The sequence below is a fragment of the Sphingomonas sp. BGYR3 genome (genome assembly GCF_025153455.1).
Lineage (GTDB): Bacteria > Pseudomonadota > Alphaproteobacteria > Sphingomonadales > Sphingomonadaceae > Sphingomonas.
Window position 1 is genome coordinate 1,744,403 of sequence record NZ_JANZNT010000001.1, and the last position, 22,654, is coordinate 1,767,056.

At 64.5% G+C, this 22,654-nt stretch carries 19 protein-coding genes; 8 read left to right on the forward strand and 11 right to left on the reverse strand.

Annotated features, from left to right (window positions below):
• Positions 1-103 precede the first annotated feature (103 nt).
• Positions 104-1,054 (forward strand): OmpA family protein, encoded by a 951-nt coding sequence (locus NYR55_RS08190; RefSeq protein ID WP_260020724.1) that lies wholly within the window; start codon positions 104-106, stop codon positions 1,052-1,054.
• 138 nt (positions 1,055-1,192) lie between these two features.
• Here the strand turns inward: NYR55_RS08190 and NYR55_RS08195 are convergent, their stop codons facing one another.
• From NYR55_RS08195 to NYR55_RS08210, 4 genes are all read right to left on the reverse strand, one after another.
• Positions 1,193-1,429, reverse strand: coding sequence for a helix-turn-helix transcriptional regulator (locus NYR55_RS08195; protein ID WP_260020725.1), 237 nt, complete (start codon positions 1,427-1,429; stop codon positions 1,193-1,195).
• Positions 1,429-1,983, reverse strand: coding sequence for a DUF2975 domain-containing protein (locus NYR55_RS08200; protein WP_260020726.1), 555 nt, complete (start codon positions 1,981-1,983; stop codon positions 1,429-1,431). Before NYR55_RS08200 ends, NYR55_RS08195 begins: the two co-directional genes overlap by 1 nt.
• 212 nt (positions 1,984-2,195) lie before the next feature.
• Positions 2,196-3,200, reverse strand: coding sequence for a glycoside hydrolase family 5 protein (locus NYR55_RS08205; protein WP_260020727.1), 1,005 nt, complete (start codon positions 3,198-3,200; stop codon positions 2,196-2,198).
• 47 nt (positions 3,201-3,247) lie between these two features.
• On the reverse strand, positions 3,248-3,646 hold the full coding sequence (locus NYR55_RS08210; protein WP_260021602.1) for an EVE domain-containing protein: 399 nt from the start codon (positions 3,644-3,646) through the stop codon (positions 3,248-3,250).
• A gap of 143 nt (positions 3,647-3,789) precedes the next feature.
• Between NYR55_RS08210 and NYR55_RS08215 the strand changes: the two genes are divergently transcribed.
• The 3 genes from NYR55_RS08215 (at position 3,790) to NYR55_RS08225 (ending at position 6,280) form a co-directional block, all read left to right on the forward strand.
• Positions 3,790-4,173: a hypothetical protein gene (locus tag NYR55_RS08215; RefSeq protein WP_260020728.1), complete on the forward strand. Its 384-nt coding sequence runs from the start codon at positions 3,790-3,792 to the stop codon at positions 4,171-4,173.
• Between the two features lie 106 nt (positions 4,174-4,279).
• Positions 4,280-5,926: an FAD-dependent oxidoreductase gene (locus NYR55_RS08220; protein WP_260020729.1), complete on the forward strand. Its 1,647-nt coding sequence runs from the start codon at positions 4,280-4,282 to the stop codon at positions 5,924-5,926.
• A 60-nt stretch (positions 5,927-5,986) separates the two neighbouring features.
• Positions 5,987-6,280, forward strand: coding sequence for a DUF3297 family protein (locus NYR55_RS08225; protein WP_260020730.1), 294 nt, complete (start codon positions 5,987-5,989; stop codon positions 6,278-6,280).
• 83 nt (positions 6,281-6,363) lie between these two features.
• Here the strand turns inward: NYR55_RS08225 and NYR55_RS08230 are convergent, their stop codons facing one another.
• The 5 genes from NYR55_RS08230 to NYR55_RS08250 form a co-directional block, all read right to left on the reverse strand.
• On the reverse strand, positions 6,364-7,164 hold the full coding sequence (locus tag NYR55_RS08230) for a LytTR family DNA-binding domain-containing protein (RefSeq protein WP_260020731.1): 801 nt from the start codon (positions 7,162-7,164) through the stop codon (positions 6,364-6,366).
• Positions 7,161-8,255, reverse strand: a complete 1,095-nt coding sequence (locus tag NYR55_RS08235; protein WP_260020732.1) for a sensor histidine kinase — start codon at positions 8,253-8,255, stop codon at positions 7,161-7,163. Before NYR55_RS08235 ends, NYR55_RS08230 begins: the two co-directional genes overlap by 4 nt.
• 113 nt (positions 8,256-8,368) lie before the next feature.
• On the reverse strand, positions 8,369-11,827 hold the full coding sequence (locus tag NYR55_RS08240; protein WP_260020733.1) for a TonB-dependent receptor: 3,459 nt from the start codon (positions 11,825-11,827) through the stop codon (positions 8,369-8,371).
• Positions 11,828-11,925: 98 nt separating this feature from the next.
• Entirely contained in the window at positions 11,926-14,058 is a 2,133-nt protein-coding gene (gene ligA / locus NYR55_RS08245; protein WP_260020734.1) for an NAD-dependent DNA ligase LigA, read from the reverse strand.
• A gap of 71 nt (positions 14,059-14,129) precedes the next feature.
• Positions 14,130-16,196, reverse strand: a complete 2,067-nt coding sequence (locus NYR55_RS08250; RefSeq protein ID WP_260020735.1) for an EAL domain-containing protein — start codon at positions 16,194-16,196, stop codon at positions 14,130-14,132.
• Positions 16,197-16,330: 134 nt separating this feature from the next.
• Between NYR55_RS08250 and NYR55_RS08255 the strand changes: the two genes are divergently transcribed.
• The gene (locus NYR55_RS08255) at positions 16,331-17,854 is read left to right on the forward strand and encodes a fumarate hydratase (RefSeq protein WP_260020736.1); all 1,524 of its coding nucleotides are present in this window, start codon (positions 16,331-16,333) and stop codon (positions 17,852-17,854) included.
• Entirely contained in the window at positions 17,851-19,020 is a 1,170-nt protein-coding gene (locus NYR55_RS08260; RefSeq protein WP_260020738.1) for an MBL fold metallo-hydrolase, read from the forward strand. Before NYR55_RS08255 ends, NYR55_RS08260 begins: the two co-directional genes overlap by 4 nt.
• Here NYR55_RS08260 and NYR55_RS08265 read toward each other — a convergent pair.
• A complete protein-coding gene (locus tag NYR55_RS08265) occupies positions 19,017-19,406 on the reverse strand; it encodes a VOC family protein (RefSeq protein WP_260020740.1) in 390 nt (129 codons plus the stop codon). The genes NYR55_RS08260 and NYR55_RS08265 overlap by 4 nt on opposite strands.
• 56 nt (positions 19,407-19,462) lie before the next feature.
• Here NYR55_RS08265 and uvrB point away from each other — a divergent pair, with 56 nt between their 5' ends.
• Together uvrB and NYR55_RS08275 are read left to right on the forward strand one after the other, a co-directional pair.
• Positions 19,463-21,661, forward strand: a complete 2,199-nt coding sequence (gene uvrB / locus NYR55_RS08270) for an excinuclease ABC subunit UvrB (protein ID WP_260020742.1) — start codon at positions 19,463-19,465, stop codon at positions 21,659-21,661.
• A 73-nt stretch (positions 21,662-21,734) separates the two neighbouring features.
• Entirely contained in the window at positions 21,735-22,259 is a 525-nt protein-coding gene (locus NYR55_RS08275) for a hypothetical protein (RefSeq protein ID WP_260020744.1), read from the forward strand.
• A gap of 21 nt (positions 22,260-22,280) precedes the next feature.
• On the opposite strand, the gene NYR55_RS08280 is transcribed toward NYR55_RS08275, so the two are convergent.
• The gene (locus NYR55_RS08280) at positions 22,281-22,562 is read right to left on the reverse strand and encodes a chorismate mutase (RefSeq protein WP_260020746.1); all 282 of its coding nucleotides are present in this window, start codon (positions 22,560-22,562) and stop codon (positions 22,281-22,283) included.
• Between the last annotated feature and the right edge of the window lie 92 nt (positions 22,563-22,654).

A 22,654-nucleotide genomic window follows, 5' to 3' on the forward strand; every position in this document is an offset into this window, starting at 1 on the left:
CGTCGCCGTGACAATCGGGCCGGATGACGGCTTGTTCATCTGGGCGAAAGGCTGATTTCAACACGCGATGGCGGTCATTCATCGTGTGTTGAGGAGCAGTCTTATGTCCACTCTTTCCGGAAAAAGCCGAATGTTCATCGCGCTGGCCCTGATGGCCGGCGCGGCGCCCGCCAGCCTGATGGCGCAGGAACAGGCACCCCAGCAGGAACAGGTCCCGCAGGAACAGGCGATGCCGACCCAGTCGGGTCCCGACATCAATGTCGTCGGCGATGTGCCCGATCCCGCCGGCCTGCCCGAAGGCCCCGATGTTCAGGGCATCATTTCCGCCCGGAACGCCAATCAGATCCAGGTGACGACCAAGGATGGTCAGCAGAACGTCGTGCTGGTCAGCGAAGGTACGCGCGTGACCGGCAGCGGCGGCTTTCTGGGCCTTGGCCGCAGCAAGCTGGCCGCCGATTCGCTGCTCAACGGCCTGCCCGTCACGATCAAGACCAAGCAGTGGAGCGGCGGTCTGGTCGCCAGCCAGGTCAAGCTGGCGAACAAGGATCTGAAGGTCGCGTCGATGATCCGTTCGGGCACCGACCAGCGTTTTGCCGAGCAGACCGCCGCGACCGAAGAAGTGCGGACCCGCGTTGCGGACCTGCGCGGACGGGTGGCGAACATCGATCAGTACAACGTGAAGGCGACGACCAATGTGAACTTCGACACCGGCAAGGCCGTGCTGTCGGAAGAAGGCAAGGCCGCGCTGTGCAGCGCCGCCCAGCAGGCCGAATCAATGGACAACGCGCTGTTGCTGGTCGTCGGTTACACCGATTCCACGGGCGATGAGGAATTCAACCAGACCCTGAGCGAAAAGCGCGCGGGCCGCGTGGTGAACTACCTTCAGCAGGCCTGCGGGTGGAAGCCGTATCGCATGCTGACCCCGACCGGCATGGCAGAGGCCGATCCGCTGGCCGACAACACGACCGAGGAAGGCAAGGCGCAGAACCGCCGTGTGTCGGTCAATATCCTGGTCAGCAAGGGCCTGGACGGGATGGAATCGGCCAGCCGCTAACGGCATTGCCATAACCGAAGGCGGCCTTGGCGCGATTGACGCCAGGGCCGCTTTTTGGTGTCCGCCGCTTAACCGAGCATGGGCACTGTCACCGCCACCAGAAACAGGATCGCGACGATCCGGGGCGGCAGGCTGAATTCAAGCGTCAGTTTCATCGTCCGCCTCCTCATCGCCCGGCACATGGTCCAGCAGGTCGCCGGGGCGGCAATCCAGTTCCCGGCACAGCGCATTCAGGGTGGAAAACCGGATCGCCTTTGCCTTGCCGGTCTTCAGGATGGACAGGTTGGCGAGCGTGATCCCGACCCGATCCGACAGTTCGGACAGCGTCATGCGGCGGGCGTGGAGCAGATCGTCCAGCTTTACGATGATCGGCATCACACCGTCCCCTCGATCTCGGCGCGCATCTGCGTGCCCAGTTCAAAGACGCGAGCCAGGATGAACAGCGCCAGGATGGCGATCAGGCCGGTAACGGAAATCTCGATACCGCCCCCGCCCTGGTCGGCAAAGGGCAGCAGCGCCCGGGCAGTGATGCCGAGCACGACGCTGGCCGCCTCCGTTGCCAGGAAAAGCCAGGCCATCCGCCGCAGCCGCACGGCGTTTTCCGGGATGAACGGGTCTCCGGCCTGTACCGACCAGGCGATGCGATAGAGCAGCGTGAAGAACGCGATGGTCAGCGCCATCAGCATCGCCGCCCCGCTCAGCACCGCAACGATGCGCCACGGCAGTGTCGCCGGATCACCGATCGCCCGGTCCTGCGTCAATCCGTCGGCCAGAACCTTGGCAATCTCCCCTTGCAACACGATAGCAGCCGGGATGGTGATCAGCACCACACCCAGCGCAACCCACAGCACGATCGTGATGATCCGGACCGTCACGGTGGCGACGGGCAACAGCACCCCGCCGGATCGTAGTTCCTGAACCTTCGTCATATCGAACCTCGATGTTGTCGTTATTGTTTTTCGATATGCGAATGCGGTGGCGGGGTCAATCGGTTTTATTGCTTTTCGATATACTCGATGCCGTTAAACAATAATCGGCAAAAAAGCGGGCGGGCGGACCCGCGCAGCCGACGACATCACCGGCTGCCCTGCCGCGACTGGTTCGGCCTGAATCCGGCAGGCGCAAGCACAGCGGGACGGGATCATGCTGCAGCTGAGTTTCGGCGACGCAGTTCGTTCCTGACCAGCTGCCCCGCGGTCGTGATGTTGGCATCGGTCCAGCGACCATCGGTTGTCGTTCCAGGCGTAAAGATCGAGCATAGCTCCGCCTTGTCGCTGACCGACCAGTTGGCGTGGCTGATCCCCCGCGCTTCCATCCAGTCCCACCACGCCTGCGCTTCTGCCGCATCGATCGACTTGTCGCCGCTGGCTTCGGTGACGCCATATTCGGTGACGAACAGCGCCGCGCCCTTGGCCAGCGCACGGTCGGCCGCATCGCGCAGCCATTGCTTATGCGTGGCTGCGTAATAATGCAGCGTATAGGCGATGTTGGGATCGGCAACCGGATCGGCCGCCGCCTCCTCGACAGCCTGGCTCCAGGTGCGGGTGCCCAGCACGACCAGATTTCGCAGGTCATGGGCGCGGATGCTGGCCAGCACCTGCCGGTGATAGGGCTTGAGCACATCGGACCAGCCATGGTTCTGCAGCGGCTCGTTATAGGGTTCGTAGATCAGGTTGGGCAGCGCGCCCCATCGCTGCGCCACCCGGGCAAAAAAGGCAGCGGCATCGGCCGGGTGCGGTTCATGCGCGTGCCAGTCCACGATGACATACAGGCCCAGTGCCACGGCGGCATCGACCACCGTTTCCAGCTTTGCCCATTCCCGGTCGGGATGTTCGCGATAGCCGCCCTGATCCACGGCCACCGCTGCACGGATCAGGGTGATGCCCCAATCGTCGCGCAGCCGCCGGACCGTCGGCTCGTTCCAGTATTTGCCGATCCACTGGCTCCAGAACAGCGACATGCCGCGCAACGTGACCGGCTTTCCCGACTGATCCGTCAGGCGGCCATCCCTCACCTGAAGCCTGCCGTGCCGGGCAACGGCCGTCACCGGCTGTGTGGCGAGAGATGGAGCGGTCAGGGACGAAGCGGCCAGCGGCATGGCGGTAGCCATCCCGATCAGCGTGCGGCGGTCGATCATCGGGGTCATGGCCTCTTCTCCTGGTGGCGAAAGAGGGCCGTGTCTGTCCGTCCGTGTCAACCGGTCATGGCGAGCACCGCCTGCCATTCCGCATCGCTGACCGGGCTGACCGACAGGCGCGACTGGCGCAGCATCGCCATGCCGGCCAGCGCCGGCTCACCCTTCAGCGCGGCAAGCGGCACAGGAGGGTGCATGGCGCGAAGCGGGCGTACCGGAACGGCGACCCACTCGCCATCCTTTGGATCGGGCACGGGATCGCCGGTCACCTCCATGGTGCCGACGACCGCCTTTTCCGCGCCGCTATGGTAGAAAAAGGCCGTGTCGCCTGCCCGCATCGCACGCAGGTGCAGCCGCGCGGCATTGTTGCGCACGCCATCCCAAAGCGTCGCGCCATCGCGCTCAAGATCGGCCCAGCCATAGCTGTCCGGTTCGGATTTCATCAGCCAGTGCGCCATGCCGTTGCTGTCCCCTGCGATAAACCGCCGCTGAATGGGGGGTTCCACCTCCATTCAGCGCGATGCTGCCATGAATGATCCCATGCCGAAAGCTGGATGCGCCGTCATCCGGCCGGGGGCGGGGAGAATGAGGAGCATCCGAGATGACGATGTTGAACAAGATCGGGTTGGGCGCAGTGCTGGTTGCCACGACGCTGACCGCAGCAAGCCCGGCAGAAGCGCAGCGCTATCGCTATCGCGACCGGGACAGGGGCGGTGACGTCGCCGCCGCCGCGATCGTTGGGGGCATTGCGGGGATCGTGATCGGCTCGGCGTTGGCCGACCGGGATCGCGGCCGCTACCACGACTACGACCGCCGCTGGGATGATCGCCGCTGGGATTATGACCGCCGCTATTATCGCGATCGCGGTTATTATCCCGCCAATGGATATTACGCCCAGCGGTACCGGGATTATCGCCGCTGCGACGTGCGCCGGGTCTGGGATCCCTATGAAGGCCGGCGGGTGCGCGTCCGGTATTGCTACTGATCCAACCGGAAAGGCGGCGCTGCCCATCGGCGCCGCCTTTTTCCCCAGCTAGGGATCGCGCATGCGGTGACTCGGCGGCGTAACGAAACCGGGTTACGCTGGGTCTATGACGCAACGCGATTCGGCACCGCTCGCCCCGGACGATCCCTATGCCCGGACGGCACAGACCTTTCCGGTGTTGAGCGAAACGATGGCCAGACGCATTGCCGCTTATGGCCGGTCAGAACCCGCTGAACAGGGCAGTTTCCTGTTCCGTCGCGGCGACCGCAGCGTCGATTTCTTTCTGGTCGAACAGGGCAGCATCGCGATCCTGGATCATGATGCCAAGGATGGCGACCGCATCGTTCACCATCACCAGCCGCGTCAGTTTACCGGCGAGCTTGACCTGTTCAACGACCGCAAAATCCTGGTCAGCGGGCAGGCGGCGGCCGATACGCGCGTCATTCGCGTCGCCCGGCCCGATTTCCGGCGCATGATCGCCGCAGAGCCGGATATCGGCGAGATCATCATGCGCGCCTTCATCCTGCGCCGGGTGGGCCTGATGCGCCACCGGCAGGGCGGGGTCACGCTGGTGGGGCCGGCCCATGCAGCCGCAACGGCGCGGATCGAAACCTTCCTCACTCGGAACGGCTATCCCCATCAGACGGTGGATACGGAGCGGGAGGCAGACCTGCCCGCCTGTCTTGATGCGTTCGGAGTGGATGCCGATGCCCTGCCTGTGGTGCTGGTCGATGGCGGCGTGCTGCGCAATCCCAGCAATGCCGATCTGGCCGATGCCCTGGGGCTGACCGTCGGGCTTGATCCGGATCAGGTGCATGACGTCGCCGTGGTCGGCGCGGGTCCGGCCGGGCTGGCGGCCGCCGTCTATGCCGCGTCAGAGGGGCTGTCGACGCTGATCATCGAGGGGATGGCTCCGGGCGGACAGGCGGGCACCAGTTCCAAGATCGAGAATTATCTTGGCTTTCCTACCGGGATTTCGGGCCAGGCGCTGGCCGGCCGGGCGCAGGTTCAGGCACAGAAATTCGGCGCCCGGCTTGCCGTTTCGCGCAGCGTCAGCGGCATCGACTGCGAAGCTCGGCCCTATCGCCTGATACTGGACGACGGCGCAAGCGTGCAGGCGCGGGCCATCGTGATCGCCACCGGCGCACGCTATCGCAAGCTGGATCACCTGGCCGGATATGACCGGTTCGAGGGCAATGGCATCCATTACGCCGCGACGGCGATGGAGGCGGGCCTGTGCGCGGGCAGCGAGGTGGTCGTCATAGGCGGCGGCAATTCGGCGGGTCAGGCGGCGATGTTCCTGTCCGGCCATGCCGCCCATGTCCACATCCTGGTGCGCGGGCGCGGCCTTGCGGACACCATGTCGGCCTATCTGATCGAACGGATCGAAGCGTGCGAAACGGTGACCCTGCATCCGCATAGCGAGATGACAGCGCTGGAGGGCGACAGCCATCTGGCCTCCGTCCGCTGGACCCAGCGTCATACAGGCGCGGAAACGCACAAGGCGGTCGGCGCGCTGTTCGTGATGATCGGTGCGCAGCCCAATACGGCATGGCTGGAGGGTTGCGTCTCGCTGGACGACAAGGGGTTCGTCCAGACGCAGGGCGACCGCCTGTTCGAAACATCGCAGCCAGGCATCTTTGCCGTGGGCGATGTCCGCGCGGGGTCGGTCAAGCGCGTGGCATCCGGGGTTGGCGAGGGATCGGTGGTCGTATCCGCCGTTCACGGCTATCTGGCCGATACGGCCGACTGAACTGTTGCAAAGGGCCAAAGCCAGCTTGGCATCCGGCCATCGCCCCGCTATGCGGCGGGCATGAGCGACACGCCCCCCGACCATCTGTCCGTCAATCCCAACAGCCCGCATTTCGATGCCGAAACCCTGCGCCGTGGCATCGGCATCCGGTTCAAGGGCGTGGAACGCCGCGATGTCGAGGAATATTCGATTTCCGAAGGCTGGATCCGCGTCCAGCTGGGCAAGAAGGTCGATCGCCATGGTCAGCCGTTGACCATCAAGCTGACCGGCCCGGTCGAGGCATGGTATCAGGATGTCGGCGCGGCTGACGCTGCCGACGAAGCCGCCGACACGGGCGACGCCAGCGCCGACTGATCGATGGTGCCGGCGGACGCTGGCCCCCACTCAATCATCCCGCCCGGCATGAAGCCCCGGCATCAACCGGGGCTTCGCCAGGGTCAGTGGACGAAACGCGCCACCACGTCGCGATAGCTGCGGCTCACCTTTACCTGCGCGCCTGAATCCAGCACCAGAAAGCATTCGCCATTGGTGTGCGGTTTCACCTGCTTGACCAGGTCCAGGTTGACGATGGTCGACCGGTGCACCCGCTGGAACCGGCGCGGATCCAGCCGTTTTTCCAGGTCCTTCATCGTCTGACGCAGGATCAGCGTGTTGTCGGCGGTCTTGATGCACATGTAATCGCCCGCCGCCTCCACGCTTTCGATGCTGTCCACATCGACGCGGAAAATCTGGCCGCGATCCTTGATGTTGATCAGCCGCTCGTACCGGCTCGATTCCGGTGCATCGGAACCGACGTTCAGCCCCTCGACCGCATCGGGGGCGACTTCCGCCAGCACTTCCTTCAGCTTTTCGACCTCGGCGCTACCCCGCTTTTCGGTCAGCCGCTGGCGCACGCGTTCCAGCGTGTCAGCGAGGCGGCTCTCCTCCACCGGCTTCACCAGATAATCGAATGCCTGCGCCTCGAACGCGCGGATGGCATGATCGGAATAGGCGGTGACGAACACGAACAGCGGCGGTTCGACCTCCATCAGGCCCTGCACCACCGAAAACCCGTCAAAGCCGGGCATCTGAATGTCCAGAAACACAAGGTCGGGCTTGTGCGTCTTGATCGCGCGGATCGCTTCGCGGCCATTGCCGCATTTCTCGACGATTTCGACATCCTCATGCGCCTGAAGCCGAAGCTCAAGGCCCTGGATCGCCAGCGGTTCGTCGTCGACCAAAATGGTTCGAATTGTCATGCTGCCTCTCGATCGGGTTCTTCCAGCTGGAAGGGCAATTCAATCAGAACGCTGAATCCCCCACCTGGTTTCGATCGCGTTTCGAAACGATGCTGGTCGCCATAGGCCTGGGCCAACCGCTCGCGCGTGTTGGTCAGTCCTACGCCAGTCGACAGGCTTGGCCGCTTTGGCCGGTCGATCAAGCCGGGACCGGTGTCCGACACGGTGATCTGCACCCGTTCCCCGTTGAGGCGAGCGACAACCGCGATCTCCGCCCCCTCCTCCAGCGGCGTCACCGCATATTTGATCGCGTTTTCGACCAGCGGCTGCAGGATCAGCGAGGGCAGCCGGGCCTGGGCGACGCGCACATCGATATCGAACTTTGGGCGCAGACGCTCGTCGAACCGCATCTTCTCGATCTCGAGATAGAGCTTCAGCGTCTCCACCTCCTGTTCCAGCGGCACGTGCGCGGTGGGCTCGTTCGCCAGGGTATAGCGCAGGAACGAGGCCAGCCGGCTGAGCATCGCATTCGCCCGCTCGGTCTGTTTCAGCAGCACCAGCGTCGAGATGGAATTGAGCGTGTTGAACAGGAAATGCGGGTTGAGCTGATAGCGCAGCATGGCAAGCTGAGCCGAACTGGCTTGGCTTTCCAGATGCTGCATCTGATCGATCTGCGCCTCGACGATCAGATAGAAATTGATGCCGAAATACAGCGCCGACCATCCGGCCAGCACCGTGAAGTTGAGGAAGACAAGGCCCAGCACCAGCTGAAGATCGACATTGGGCGCCGCCTGACGGATGAAGACGAAGGTAAAGGCATCGATGACGGCATACAGCCCCGTCGCCCCGACCAGCGTCAGCACGGTCAGCAAAATGCCCGACAGGCGCGGCAATCGCCGGTACATGGCATAAAGCACGGACAGCAGCAGCGTCAGGCAATAGCCGACAATGGCATTGATCATCACCGACAGGACGGTGTCGACGTCAAAGCTGTTCGAAATGCTGGAAACCGTACGAAGCAGCAGATAGCCGGACCAGCCCGCCGCCTGCAGCACCCAGAAGGCGCGGCTCTTGTCTTCGAAAAACGGGCGGGAAAGCACGGGCGGACGCATCGACGCCAATCTAGGCGCGGATTGCCGCCGGAGCAAATCCGGCCCGCCAGCGCCAAAGAAAAACCGCCGCCCCATTGCTGGGACGGCGGTGAAAGGGGTTGTCGATGCGTTGATCAAAAGCCGTAACGGACACCCAGCTGGATGCGCCACAGCGACGGCGAGGTCGAAACCAGATTATTCTCTCGGTTCGAGAAGTTGGTCAGGACATAACGACCCTGAGCATCCACGCCGCTATCGATGACACCGACATTGTTACCGACGGTACGGCTGATGTTCCAATTGCTGTCGATCAGATTCAGGAAGTTGTCAAAGTCAGCGAACAGGGTGAAGCGGTCCTTCACGCCAAAGAAGTTCGCCGGTCCGGGCAGTTCCTGGCTGAAGCGCAGGTCCAGGTCGAAGAACCAGTCATTCTCGCAGACATTGGCAGGCATCGTCCGGCCGCGATACTTCGACACGCAGTCGTTACCGCTGATGAACTGATCATACGCAGCCACCGCAGCAGCGTTGCTGGTCGGAGCGACGTTAGGATCGGATACGCCGGTCGGCACATAGATCGGATTGTTGAACGTACCCGAAACGCTGTCTGCGAACACGCCGCCATTGGCGAACACGTAGCTGTACGGACGACCAGAACGGCCAACGAACACGAAGCCGAAGCTGGTGTCGTACTCGTCGAAAAACTGCTCACGGAAGTTCAGGCCCAGCGTGATGTTGTGCTTGGACGCATAGGACGACCGCTGACGTTCAGGATCCTGACGATCGAACAGCGTGGCGCCGTCGAAGCTGGAACCGGCCGTGGTCGCATTGTTGAACCGGCGCTGTTCGGCATCGGTAAAGGCATAGCCCAGATTGAACCGGGTGGTGCCGCCTGCCGTGAACAAACCGCTGTCGAACCGCTTGGACAGGATGACCGACGCCGCATGGCTTTCAAATCCGGCCGAGTTGGTCAGCTGGATTTCATCGTCACGCTGCGTGTTGAAGCAGGGCGCATTGATGTTGGTATAGGTCGGCGGCGTACCACCCTGGTTCTGCAGCACGGCCGTACAACCCGCCACCGTCGGGTCGATCGAGGCGTAGATCGGGCGACCATCGACGGTGAAACCGTTGAGGCCGCTCGTCGTGCGAACAACCTGAGCCAGATCGACGAACGACGCGGGGTTCCGGAACTTGGAATAGATATAGTCGAGGTTCAGGTTCCAGTCGCTGAACAGGCCGCTGGCGGTACCGATCCGGGTTGCAAAGCCCAGGTTGGCGCGCAGCACGGTCGGGATGCGGAAGTTCGGATCGGTCGACTGGGTGTCGGCCAGACCACGATTGGCCTGATCGGCAGCAGCCTGGAAGACACAGCCCGGAACGCCGGTGAACTGACCCTGAGCGTTGACGACATCCACGCGGCCACCAACCCGGATCGGGTTGCACAGCGCGTTAGCCAGATCGCCGAAACCGATTGCACGGCCATTGTTCTGGAATGCGTTGGACACCCAGACCAACGGATCGCCGCCGGAGAAGATGCCGACGCCGCCCTTGAGCTGGCTGTTGGTCAGGAAACCGTCATTCTCGAAGTTGTAGGTGAAGCCGACACGCGGCTGCACCACGACGGGAATGTTCGAGAAGCTGACATTGTTGGCAAAACCGTAACGACGGATGAATTCCGGGTTGGTCTGCGGCGAGCCGCCGTCGAACCAGTCGGCGCGAACACCCGCGAGCACGTTGAGACGGGGCGTGACCTGCCAGCTGTCCTGAGCATAGATCGAGAACTGCGTCCGCTTGTACGCGGCGGCCGCGGTATTCACATCCAGCGTCGGGGTCGCGTTGGTGTAGGCGCCGGAAGCACCGTTGTTGCCGGTCGCCGTTGCACCGTTGACGATCTGCGTTCCGTTCGGATTGCTGTTACCGCCAATGGTGAGCAGGCCAGCAGCGAAATCGTCGAGATTGGCGAAGGTCAGCGTGCCGGTCGCGTTCTGAACGAACAGGTTGAATACATCCGCCTGATTGGCTTCGAAGCCGATGGTGATGTCGTGCCCTTCAGGCTTGATGTGGGCAGCAACCTTCAGCTGGTCCACCTGGGTCTGCAGATCGTTTGCCGCACGGCTGAAGCCCGGGCCGGCAACGAAAGAGCCGTCGAGGCGGGTATTGTTCGGTCCGGGCTGCGACACACCGACAACAAGACGGGGAAGCGGATTCGCAGACTGCGCTTCGCCACCGCCAAGCGGGCCCTGGACGTCGGCGACATCTGCACGGCTTACCCGCACTTCGGTCGAGAACATGTCCGACCAGTCGGAATAGAGGCGAGCCGAGTAGAAGCTGGCGTCGGTGCCTTCGTCCTCATAGGAGTTGAGGCCAGTGAACCGATCAGCGCCGAAATCGTCGGGTTCGATGTTGCTTTCCTTGAGCCGCTGATACGTCGCCTCAAAGCGATGGCCTTCCGTGATGTACCAGTCCAGGCGGCCGAAATAGCGAACGCTGTATTCGGGCAGGCTCTGGCCCGCAGGACCCGGATCGACCCCATACACTTCACGCGCGATCTGCGAGAACCGCTCGAACTGGGCGAGATTCGCGAAGTTGACTTCGTTGGGATAGTTGGAACCGATCAGGCCGGTGTCCTCAACATCGCCAAGATCCGTCTCCTCATACGCGAACGAGAAAAACAGCTTGTCCTTGATGATCGGGCCGGAAAGCGCGGCGCCCCAGCGCTTTTCCTCGAACGGCGCGATGTTCAGTTCGCGGCCGTTCAGCGAATTGCCCTGCAGCGAGTCGCTGGCATAGTTGAAGAAGGCCGAGCCATGAAACGTGTTCTGGCCCGACTTGGTGACGACGTTGATGGCGCAACCGGTGAACTGGCCATACTGAACGTCGAACGGCGCGAATTCGACCGACGTTTCGCGGACGGCGTCGAACGGGATCGGCTGGGCGTTGCGGGCCGCGAACGGCGTGCCGTTCAAACCGTAGATGTCGGCCTGCTGAATGCCGTCGATACTGAACGTGTTCGAACGGTCGTTGCCGCCCAGACACGAGATGCGATCGACTTCGTTTTGACGGTCCAGGCTGACGCGCGGATCGATGCGGATGATGTCGCGAATGTCGCGGGTGATCGAGGGGAAGGTTTCCAAATCCTCGGTACCGAACGACTGGCCCGGGCCGATCGCCAGCTGGGTGACCGTGACCCGCGCGCCGGTGACGACGATATCGCCCGCGCCACTGGTAAGGTTGAAATTGAGGCTGGTATTGCCCTGCAGCGTCAGGTTGACACCCTCGATCGTCTGGCCCTCGTACCCATCGGCGGCGGCGCGCACGGTGTATGGACCGCCCGTGACGAGGCTATCCGTCCGAAAACTGCCGGTCGAGCCGGTGACCTGGGTCCGTTCGACGCCCGTGCGGGTGTCCGTGATCGTCACGGTTGCACCAGTCAGCGGTGCACCCGATTCGTCCGTGACCGTCCCCTCGATTCCGGTGGTGATCTGCTGCGCGCTGACCGCGGCAGGCATCATCAGCGCAGCAACAGCCGCGCCCATAAACAGATGGTTTCGCATCGTTTTCCCTTTGAAAGCCCCAAACAGGCGGATGCGGTGCATTTCACCGTCTGTCGCCGCCCATGGGACGGCATTATTGCCGGAATGTTACAATGCGCAAAGGGGGGCGACGCGAAGATTTGCCGCGTTGCAAAATTGCATCACTGCGCCGCGGCAACGATGGCCGACCATGCTGCCTCATCGATCACCCGGATGCCGAGATCGGCGGCTTTCTTGAGCTTGCTGCCCGCGCCCGGACCGGCAACAACCAGGTCCGTTTTGGCCGAAACGGAGCCCGCCACCTTGGCCCCCAGCGCCTCTGCCTGCGCCTTGGCCTCGTCGCGCGACAGGGTTTCCAGGCTACCGGTGAATACCACCGTCTGACCCGTCACTTCCGATGCCCGCGCCTCGACCACGAAAGGCGGCGGGCTGACCTCCGCCAGAAGATCGTCCCAGACGGCGCGATTGTGCGGTTCGTGGAAAAAGTCAGCAAGCGCATGGGCGACAGCCGCGCCGATCTGATCCACCCCGATCCGCTCCGCCAGCGCCTTGTCCAGCCGCGCCTGCGCCTTGCGCGCATCCTCGCCCAGCGCGGGATGATGCGCCTCGCGCAGGCGGATCAGCTCATCGGCAAGGTCCCTGACGGCATCCAGCGTTTCATACCGGCGCAAAAGGTCGCGCGCCGTCACCGCGCCGACATGGCGGATGCCCAGCCCAAACAGCAGCCGGGCGGCGTCGGGCGACCGTTTTGCCTCGATTGCGGCAAGCAGATTGTCGACCGACTTTTCCTGCCACCCCTCGCGCTGCAACAGGGCGTCGCGATGCCCGGCCAAGCGATAGATATCGGCCGGTTCTCCGATCCAGCCCAGCCCGACCAGCTCCATGATGGTCTTTTCGCCCAGCCCCTCGATGTCCAGTGCGCCGCGGCTGACGAAATGGCGCAACCGCTCGATGCGCTGCGCCGGACAGATCAGCCCGCCGGTACAGCGAATGTCGACCTCGCCCTCCTCGGCCACCGCCTCCGATCCGCATTCGGGGCAATGCGCCGGAAACAGCCATGGCTCGCGCGGCTCGTCGCGGGTCAGGTTTTCCACGATCTGCGGGATGACGTCGCCTGCGCGCTGCACGACCACCCGGTCGCCGGGGCGCACGCCCAGCCGGCCGATCTCGTCGGCATTGTGCAGCGTCGCGTTGGTCACGACCACGCCGCCCACCGTCACCGGCTCCAGCCGCGCAACGGGGGTCAGCTTGCCCGTCCGCCCGACCTGAATGTCGATGGCGTTCAGCGTCGTCTGCGCCCGTTCCGCCGGGAATTTGTGGGCCAGCCCCCATCTGGGCGCGCGGCCGACAAAGCCCAGCCGATCCTGCCAGTCCAGCCGGTCGACCTTGTACACCACGCCGTCAATGTCGAACGGCAGGTCGGCCCGCTCCCGCTCGATCGCGCGGTACAAGCCAAGCGCGGCAGCCAGCGTGTCGGCGACCGCGAAATGGCGGGCGACCGGAAAGCCCCAGCGGCGCAGCGCATCGACCACCGCCCCCTGCGTCGTGCCGGGCAGCGCGCTTGCCTCCCCCCAGCCATGGGCAAAGAACCGCAGCGGGCGGCTGGCCGTGACGGCGGCATCCTTTTGCCGGAGCGATCCGGCAGCGGCGTTGCGCGGATTGGCGAATTGCCGGGCGGGCTTGCCGCTTTCCTCCGCCTCCGCCGCCAGCCGGGCATTGAGCGCGGCGAAATCCGCCTTGGCCATGTAAATCTCGCCGCGCACCTCGAACAGGTCGGGTGCATCGGCGGGCAGCGTGCGGGGAATGTCGGCGACGGTCAGGGCATTGGCCGTCACATCCTCGCCCACCTGTCCGTCCCCACGGGTCAGCGCCTGAACCAGCCGCCGCCCCTCGTACCGGAGCGAACAGGACAGGCCGTCGATCTTTGGCTCTGCGGTCAGCACAACCGGCTCGTCGACCGGCAGCTTCAGGAACCGGCGCACGCTGGCCAGGAAATCGGCGACGTCTTCGTCCGAAAATCCGTTGTCCAAACTCAGCATCGGGCGTGCATGGGCCACCTTGGTCAGGTGCCCTGCCGGCGCGGCGCCCACCTGACGCGACGGCGAATCGGCGCGGACCAGATGCGGGAACGCGGCCTCGATGGCGGCATTGCGCCGGACCAGCGCATCATAATCCGCATCGCTGATTTCGGGCGCATCGTCGGCATGATACAGCCGGTTGTGCCGGGCGATCGTCTCGGCCAGCCGGGCAAGCGCCTCGGCGGCATCCTCATCGGTGGCGGGCATCCGGTCCATGCGCCCTGCGCTAGCGGGCCGACCCCCGGCGGATCAAGCCCTGTGGTGGCGCGGCAGCCGCCCGTTCGGGTTCAGGCGGACTTGCGGATGCGCGACGGGCGCAGCGGCGTGTTCAACCGATCCAGGCTGAACGGTTCGTCAAACTGGATTCCCGCCTGCTCGCCCCGCGCCCAGCGCACGGTCGCCCCGGCCCATTCGCCCTCGATCATCTCGATCTGCACTGCGCAGCCCAGCGCGCTTTGCGGAAATTCGATCCCGTCGATCATCGCGCCCGAACTGCTCAGGTCGCGGATCCGCACCTCGCCCGACGCACCGTTCACCCGCAGCGTCGCCCAGCGCAGCATTCGCGCGCGCGGTGCACGGGAATGGCGGTGGCCGGTCGCCTTCACCTCGCCCTCGCCCGTCTGCAATTGCTGCAGCACCTGTTCGCAGCGCACCGGCTTGCCATAGACAAAGCCCTGGATGTGGCTGCACCCCAGGTTGCGGATCAGCTCCACCTCATCCTGCATTTCCACGCCCTCGGCCGTGGTTTCCATGTGCAGCGTTTCGGCCAGCGTCACGATGGCGCGGATGATGGCCGCATTGCGGCTGCCGGGCTGCGCCGCGCCGCGCACAAAGCTCTGGTCGATCTTGATCTTGTCGAACGGCGCATTGCGCAGATAGCCGAGCGAGGAATAACCCGTGCCGAAATCGTCCAGCGCCAGCCGCACGCCCAGCCCCTTCAGGCTGGTGAACATCCGTTCGGTGGCGGCATTTTCGGTCAGGAACACGCCCTCGGTGATTTCCAGTTCCAGCCGGGCGGGCGCGATGCCGGACCGGGCCAGCGCGCTGGTTACGGTGCTGGGCAGCGCGGGATTGGCGAACTGGATGGGCGATACGTTCACCGCCACCCGGACATGGTCGGGCCAGGTCGCCGCCTCGATCGTCGCGGTACGCAGGACCCAGCTGCCGATTTCCTCGATCAGGCCGCAATCCTCGGCAATCGGGATGAACTCGGCCGGGCTGACCGGGCCGCGCACCGGGTGATCCCATCGGATCAGCGCCTCATACCCCACGATGCGCGGGTCGCGGGTGGACACCACCGGCTGATAGACCAGGTGGAACTGGTTGTGCGCCAGGGCGGAACGCAGATCGTCCTCAAGCTGCTTGCGCCCCTGTGCGCCGGCCAGCAGTTCGGGGCGGAAAAACCGGTGCACGCCCCGCCCGTCCGCCTTGGCCGCATAAAGGGCAAGATCCGCATTGCGGGTCAGCGTTTCGGCATCGCCGCCGTCATCGGGCGCAATCGCGACGCCGATCGAACAGCCGATACTGATCGACGACCCGCCGATGAAATAGGGGTGGCTAAGCGCGGAGATGATCGTGCGCGCCACCTCGCTGATCGTGTCCTGATGCCCCTCGCCCGGCAGCACGACCTCGAACTCGTCGCCGCCCAGCCGGCCGACCAGCCCCTTGTCGCCCACTGCCCGCGTCAACCGCTGGCTGACCTGTTTCAACAGGGCATCGCCCGTCTGATGGCCCAGCGTGTCGTTCACCGCCTTGAACCGGTCGAGGTCGAGCAGCAGCAACGTCGTGGCGCGATAGCTGGCCAGGCCATTGATCGACAGCATCTGATCGAGGGACAGGCGCATCCGCTGACGATTGGCGAGGCCAGTCAGCGCATCGAACATGGCCAGCCGCTGGATTTCCGCCTCTGCCCGCCGCTGTTCGGACAGGTCGCTGCCGCTGCCGCAAAATCCCTGAAAATGCCCCAGATGGTCGAACACCGGCCGGCCCGAAATCGACCACCACCGTTCGACACCATGGCGGGCGCCGCGCACCGAATAATTGGTGAACCCGGTGCGCGATGTCAGGTGAAAGGCAAGGCTGCGTTCCGAATCGGGGGAATTTTCGTCCATCCGGAACAGGTCGGTCAGCATCGCACCGACTGCGGCCTCTTCGTTTTCGCAGACGTCGGCCGAAACCTTTGCGGTCAGATAGGTGATTCTGCCCTGGCGATCCGTCTGCCAAAACCAGCCGCTGCCATGATCCTCGAACGCGCGCACGAGCTGCAGAGCCAGCGCGCCATCCGCCTCCCCATCCTTGCGGGCAGCCGTTGCTGCCGATGTTCTGGACAGAAATGCGCCTAGCACTCGTTTCATCACCTAATCCGTTTCGAAACGGGTAGCGCGCAGTTGTTTGAGAATTCGTTTCCACGTTCACGCAACAATTACGGCTTGGAGAAGCGCCGGGCGCTGCATAGATGCGCTTTCGATCCGCCGTGCCGGGAATGCCCATGACTGTGACCATCAAGACCGCCGACCTTATCGACAGCGTGGCCGACGCGCTTCAGTTCATCAGCTATTTTCACCCGATGGATTATATCCGGGCGCTGGGCGCGGCCTATCAGGCCGAACAGGCGCCGGCGGCAAAGGATGCGATCGCGCAGATCCTGACCAACAGCCGGATGTGCGCAGAGGGGCATCGGCCGATCTGTCAGGATACCGGCATCGTCAATGTGTTCATCCAGTGGGGCATGGACTGCCGGCTGGACGACACGTCGCGTTCGTTGCAGGACATTGTCGATGAAGGGGTCCGCCGCGCCTATCTGAACCCGGAAAACAAGCTGCGCGCATCGGTTCTGACCGATCCCGCCTTTACCCGGCGCAACACGCGCGACAACACGCCCTGCGTCCTCCATGTCGAAATGGTGCCGGGCCATCATGTCCATGTCGATGTCGCGGCCAAGGGCGGCGGCAGCGAGAACAAGTCCAAGTTCAAGATGATGAACCCCAGCGATTCCATCGTCGACTGGGTGGTGGAAATGCTGCCGCAGATGGGGGCTGGCTGGTGCCCGCCGGGGATGCTGGGCATCGGCATCGGCGGCACGGCGGAACATTGCGTGCTGCTGGCCAAAAAGGCGCTGATGGAACCCATCGACATGAGCGTCCTCAAGGAACGCGGGCCACAGAACGATATCGAGGCGCTGCGCATCGAGATTTTCGACCGGGTGAACGCGCTGGGCATCGGGGCGCAGGGGCTGGGCGGGCTTTCCACCATCCTCGACGTCAAGATCCTGGATGCGCCCTGCCATGCGGCGGGCAAGCCGGTGGCGATGATCCCCAACTGCGCCGCCACCCGCCATGCGCATTTCAGCCTGGACGGATCCGGCCCCGCCTATCTGGAAGCGCCAAAGCTGGACGAATGGCCCGACGTCAACTGGACCCCGGACAAGGCGGCGATCCGCGTCGACCTCGACACCCTGACGCCGGAAGTGGTGCAGGGCTGGAAACAGGGCGACCGGCTGCTGCTCAACGGCAAGATGCTGACCGGGCGCGACGCGGCGCACAAGCGGATTGCCGACATGCTGGCCGCGGGCGAGGAACTGCCGGTCAGCTTCAAGGGCCGCGTCATCTATTATGTCGGCCCGGTCGATCCGGTGGGCGAGGAAGTCGTCGGCCCCGCTGGCCCCACCACAGCAACCCGCATGGACAAGTTCATGCGCATGATGCTGGATCAGGGCCTCCTGGCCTGCGTCGGCAAGGCAGAGCGCGGCCCGGCCGCGACCGAGGCGATCCGGGACGCCAAATCCGCCTATCTGATGGCAGTCGGCGGCGCGGCCTATCTGGTCGCCCGCGCGATCAAGGGCAGCAAGGTCGTCGGGTTCGAGGACCTGGGCATGGAAGCCATCTACGAGTTCGAGGTCGAGGATTTCCCGGTGACCGTGGCGGTGGATAGCGAGGGCAACAATGTCCACCAGCTCGCCCCGCTGGTATGGCGCGACAGGATCGCCAAAGAACGGTTGCTGCAGGGCGCATGATCGCCCTGTTCCGCTGGCTTGGCACCGGGCTGCTCTGGCTGGTCATCGCTGCCCTGCTCGCGGTGACCATCGTGCCGCGCTTTCTGGACCGCCTTTATTATGACGGGCCGGAAAGCGGCCATTATGACGGGGCGCGGTTTTTCAATCCGGATGGAGAGGATACCGCTGCCCCGCCGGGTGGCGGGGGCCGTGCGGGCTTTTTCACCCGGATGCTGACCGATGACCGGCCGCCCTGGCCGGACCGGGTCGACGTGCAGCAGGGCAAGCCGCCCGCGCGCGTCGCGGGCGAGGCGATGCTCGCCACCTGGATCGGCCATGCCACCGTGCTGGTGCAGACGCAGGGGCTGAACATCCTGACCGATCCGATCTATGCGGACACCGCCGGCCCGTTTGGCGTCGGTCCGGCGCGGGTTGCAGTGCCCGGCGTGGCATTCGACGACCTGCCCCGTATCGACCTGATCGTCGTCAGCCACAATCATTATGACCATATGGACCTCGCCACGCTGAAACGGCTGTGGGATCGGGACCGGCCGCTGATCGTCACCAGCCTGGGCAATGACAGCGTCATCGGCCAGGCGGGGGTGCCAGCCCGCACCGCCGACTGGGGCGGGCGTGTGACAGTGCGGCCCGGCGTGGAGGTGATCGTCAACCGCAACCATCACTGGGGCAGCCGCTGGTTCGCCGATCGCAACCGGGCGCTCTGGTCCAGCTTCGTCGTCACGCTGCCATCGGGCGGTAACCTGTTCTTTGCCGGCGACACTGGATTCGGCGATGGCAACTGGGCAAATGAGGCCGCGCGCCACGGCCCGGTTCGGCTGGCCATCCTGCCGATCGGCGCCTTCCGCTTTACCCCCGGTCAAATGGGCACGGGCAGCCATATCGGCCCTGTTGATGCAGTCGAGATATTCCGCCGCCTTGGCGCCGGACGCGGCATCGGCATCCACTGGGGCACCTATCGCCTGTCCTATGAAGGGTATGACACCCCGCCAAAGCTGCTGGCCGCTGCCATGGCCTGTACCCGCCAGCCGGGACAGTTCGACACCATTGCGCTGGGTGCGGTGACGCCCATTGCGGCAATGGGGGCAGCCACGCCGGGCGGACCCGCCATGAGCCGGGATGCGCTGCTCCGCTGTCTCGATACCCCGGCGGTGCGCGCGCTGCGTTAGGCCGGACCGACCCGGAACGCCGCCAGCTTGTTTCCATCGAGATCGCGGAAATAGGCGGCGTAAAAGGCCTGCGGCCCCTCTGGCCCGCGCAATCCCGGCGGGCCTTCGCAGGTGCCGCCCAGTTCGATCGCCTTGGCATGAAGCGCGTCCACCTTGGCCCGCTCGTCGGCGGCCAGCGCGATCATCATGCCGTTACCGACACTGGCCGGTTCGCCGTCATGCGGGGTCAGGATGCCGAACATCGGCTGTCCCCAGCTGACGCCCCATGCCGAACCGCGCGGGCCGAACTCCATCAACCGCCCCACGCCGATCGCGCCGAACAGGGCATCGTAGAAGCCCCGCGCACGCTCGACGTCATTGGTGCCGGCAATCGTGTACCCGATCATGGAATTGGTCCTCCCCGGCCTTTGTCAATGCGGCATCCTCCCCCCATATTGACCCCATGGCAATTCAGATTCGCACGCGGCTGGACGAACCCGAAACCGGAGAAAGCTTCATTCCGCACCGCCCGGCGCGGCCGGAAAAGAGCGAGGGCGGGCGGCCGTTCCGCATCGTGTCGGACTATACCCCGTCCGGCGATCAGCCCCAGGCGATCGAGGAACTGGTGGCACAGGCCCGCGCGGGCGAAAAGGATCAGGTGCTGCTGGGCGTCACCGGTTCCGGCAAGACGTTCACCATGGCCAAGGTGATCGAGGGGATGCAGCGCCCCGCGCTGATCCTTGCCCCCAACAAGATCCTGGCCGCGCAGCTATATGGCGAATTCAAGAGTTTCTTTCCCGAAAACGCCGTCGAATATTTCGTCAGCTATTACGATTACTACCAGCCCGAAGCCTATGTGCCGCGCAGCGATACCTATATCGAAAAGGAATCGAGCATCAACGAAGCGATCGACCGGATGCGCCATTCGGCCACCCGGTCGCTGCTGGAACGGGACGATGTGATCATCGTCGCCTCCGTCTCCTGCCTCTACGGTATCGGCTCGGTTGAAACCTATTCGGCGATGATCTTCGACCTCAAGAAAGGTCAGTCGGTCGATCAGCGAGAGATCATCCGAAAGCTCGTCGCGCTTCAGTATAAGCGCAACGACGCGGCCTTTACCCGCGGCGCATTCCGCGTGCGCGGCGACAACCTCGAAATCTTCCCCTCGCATTATGAAGACACCGCCTGGCGCGTCAGCTTCTTTGGCGACGAGATCGAGGAGATTACCGAGTTCGATCCGCTGACCGGGGCCAAGGTCGCCAGCCTGAACAGCATCCGCGTCTATGCCAATTCGCACTATGTGACGCCCGGCCCGACGCTGAAACAGGCGATGGAAGCGATCAAGTTCGAGCTGGCCGAGCGGCTTAAGGAGCTGCAGATCGAGGGCAAGCTCCTGGAGGCGCAGCGGCTGGAACAGCGGACCAATTTCGACCTGGAAATGATTGCCGCCACCGGCTCCTGCGCTGGGATCGAAAATTACAGCCGGTTCTTGACCGGCCGTCTGCCCGGCGAACCGCCGCCGACCCTGTTCGAATATCTGCCCGAAAACGCGCTGCTGTTCGTCGATGAAAGCCACCAGACGGTGCCGCAGATCGGCGCGATGGCGCGCGGCGACCATCGGCGAAAGATCACGCTGGCCGAATATGGCTTCCGCCTGCCCAGCTGCATCGACAATCGCCCGCTGCGCTTCAACGAATGGGATGCGATGCGGCCGCAGACGGTCAGCGTTTCGGCCACGCCCGGCGGGTGGGAAATGGAACAGACCGGCGGCGTGTTCGTCGAACAGGTCATCCGGCCAACCGGCCTCATCGACCCGCCCGTCGAGATCAAGCCGGTCGAGGAACAGGTCCAGGACCTGATCGTCGAGGCAAAGGCGACGGCGGCCAAGGGATACCGCACCCTCGTCACCACGCTGACCAAGCGGATGGCCGAGGATCTGACCGAATATATGCACGAGGCGGGGATCAAGGTCCGCTACATGCATTCGGACGTCGAAACGCTGGAGCGTATCGAGCTGATCCGCGACCTGCGGCTGGGCGTGTACGACGTTCTGGTCGGCATCAACCTGCTGCGAGAGGGGCTGGATATTCCCGAATGTGGCCTGGTCGCCATCCTTGATGCGGACAAGGAAGGGTTCCTGCGTTCGGAAACCTCGCTGATCCAGACGATCGGCCGCGCCGCGCGCAACGTCGAGGGCCGCGTGATCCTCTATGCTGACCGGATGACCGGCAGCATGGAACGCGCGATCAACGAAACGAACCGGCGGCGCGAAAAACAGGTCGCCTACAACACGCTGCACGGCATCACGCCGACCACGATCAAGCGCAATATCGGCGACATCATCGCCCATGTCGCCAGCAAGGATCAGGTGACGGTCGATACCGGGATCGAGGACCGGCCCCACATGGTCGGCCACAATCTGCGCGCCTATATCCAGGATCTGGAAAAGAAGATGCGCGAGGCAGCGGCCAATCTGGAGTTCGAGGAGGCCGGCCGCATCCGCGACGAAATCCGCTCGCTGGAGGCGGAGGAGCTGGGCCTGCCGGAGGGCGAGCGCAAGGCGCCAGTCATGGGAAGGTCGAACGAGGGGAAACCCGGCACGCGCAAGACCCGCTACGGAAAGACGCAGCGCAAATTCGGGGGTGGCCGCGCCGGGCGCTGACCCGTTCCGCTTTCCCCGCATGTCGCGGTGATCGGCGGTTGAGGCGGCGGCGTGCATCGCCCATAAGCGGGCCATGGTCCGTTTTTCCCGCACGCCGCTGATCCTGCTCGGCCTGTCTATCGCCGCCTGTGTGCCGCGGGTCGATCCGCCGGCTCCGGCCCCCGCCCCGCGCCCGGCGCCCAGCCCCGCGCCGGCACCCGCCCCAGCCCCTGTGCCCAGCAGCTCCGCCGACTGGCGCGACTGGCCGGTCACGCCCGGGGATTGGCAGTGGCGGCCGGGAATCGCGACCTATGGCACCGCCGGCGCCCTGCCGCTGGTCAGCGCGGGATGCCAGTCGCGTCAGTTGACCCTTGGCTTTCGCCTGCCGCCGGGAACCGCCTCGGCAGAGGTGCAGACCAGTTCGATGGCCGCGCCCGTCGTCCTGTCGCCATTGCCGGGTCAGCCGGGCATGGCCGGGTTCGTCCGTCCGGCCAATGACCGCCTGTTCGACGCGATCGGATTCAGTCGCGGGCGGTTCGTCGTGACCGGCGGCGGCCAGACGCTGGTCATCCCCGCCTGGCCCGAATTTCTGCGCGTGGTCGAGGATTGCCGGCGCTAGGGTCGGCGGAAACGCGGGGGATCAGCGTTCCTGAAACCGCTCATGATGGCGGATCACCTCGTCAATGACGAAGCGCAGGAACTTTTCCGAAAATTCGGGGTCCAGCCCAGCCTGATCGGCCAACTGGCGCAGCCGTTCGATCTGCCGTTCCTCGCGCCCCGGATCGGCGGGGGGCAATCCGGCCTGCGCCTTGTACAGCCCGACCGCCTGAGTGATCTTGAACCGTTCGGCCAGCATATGGATCAGCGCGGCATCGATATTGTCGATGCTCTGGCGATAGCGTGCGAGCGTAGCATCCGTCATTCTGCGTCCCCGGCCCGGTCCCGTTTCGTTAACGCTGCTTTCGCGGTGACGTTACGCAAAGGCAAGGGCAAAGCCTTGCCTTTGGCGCGTCG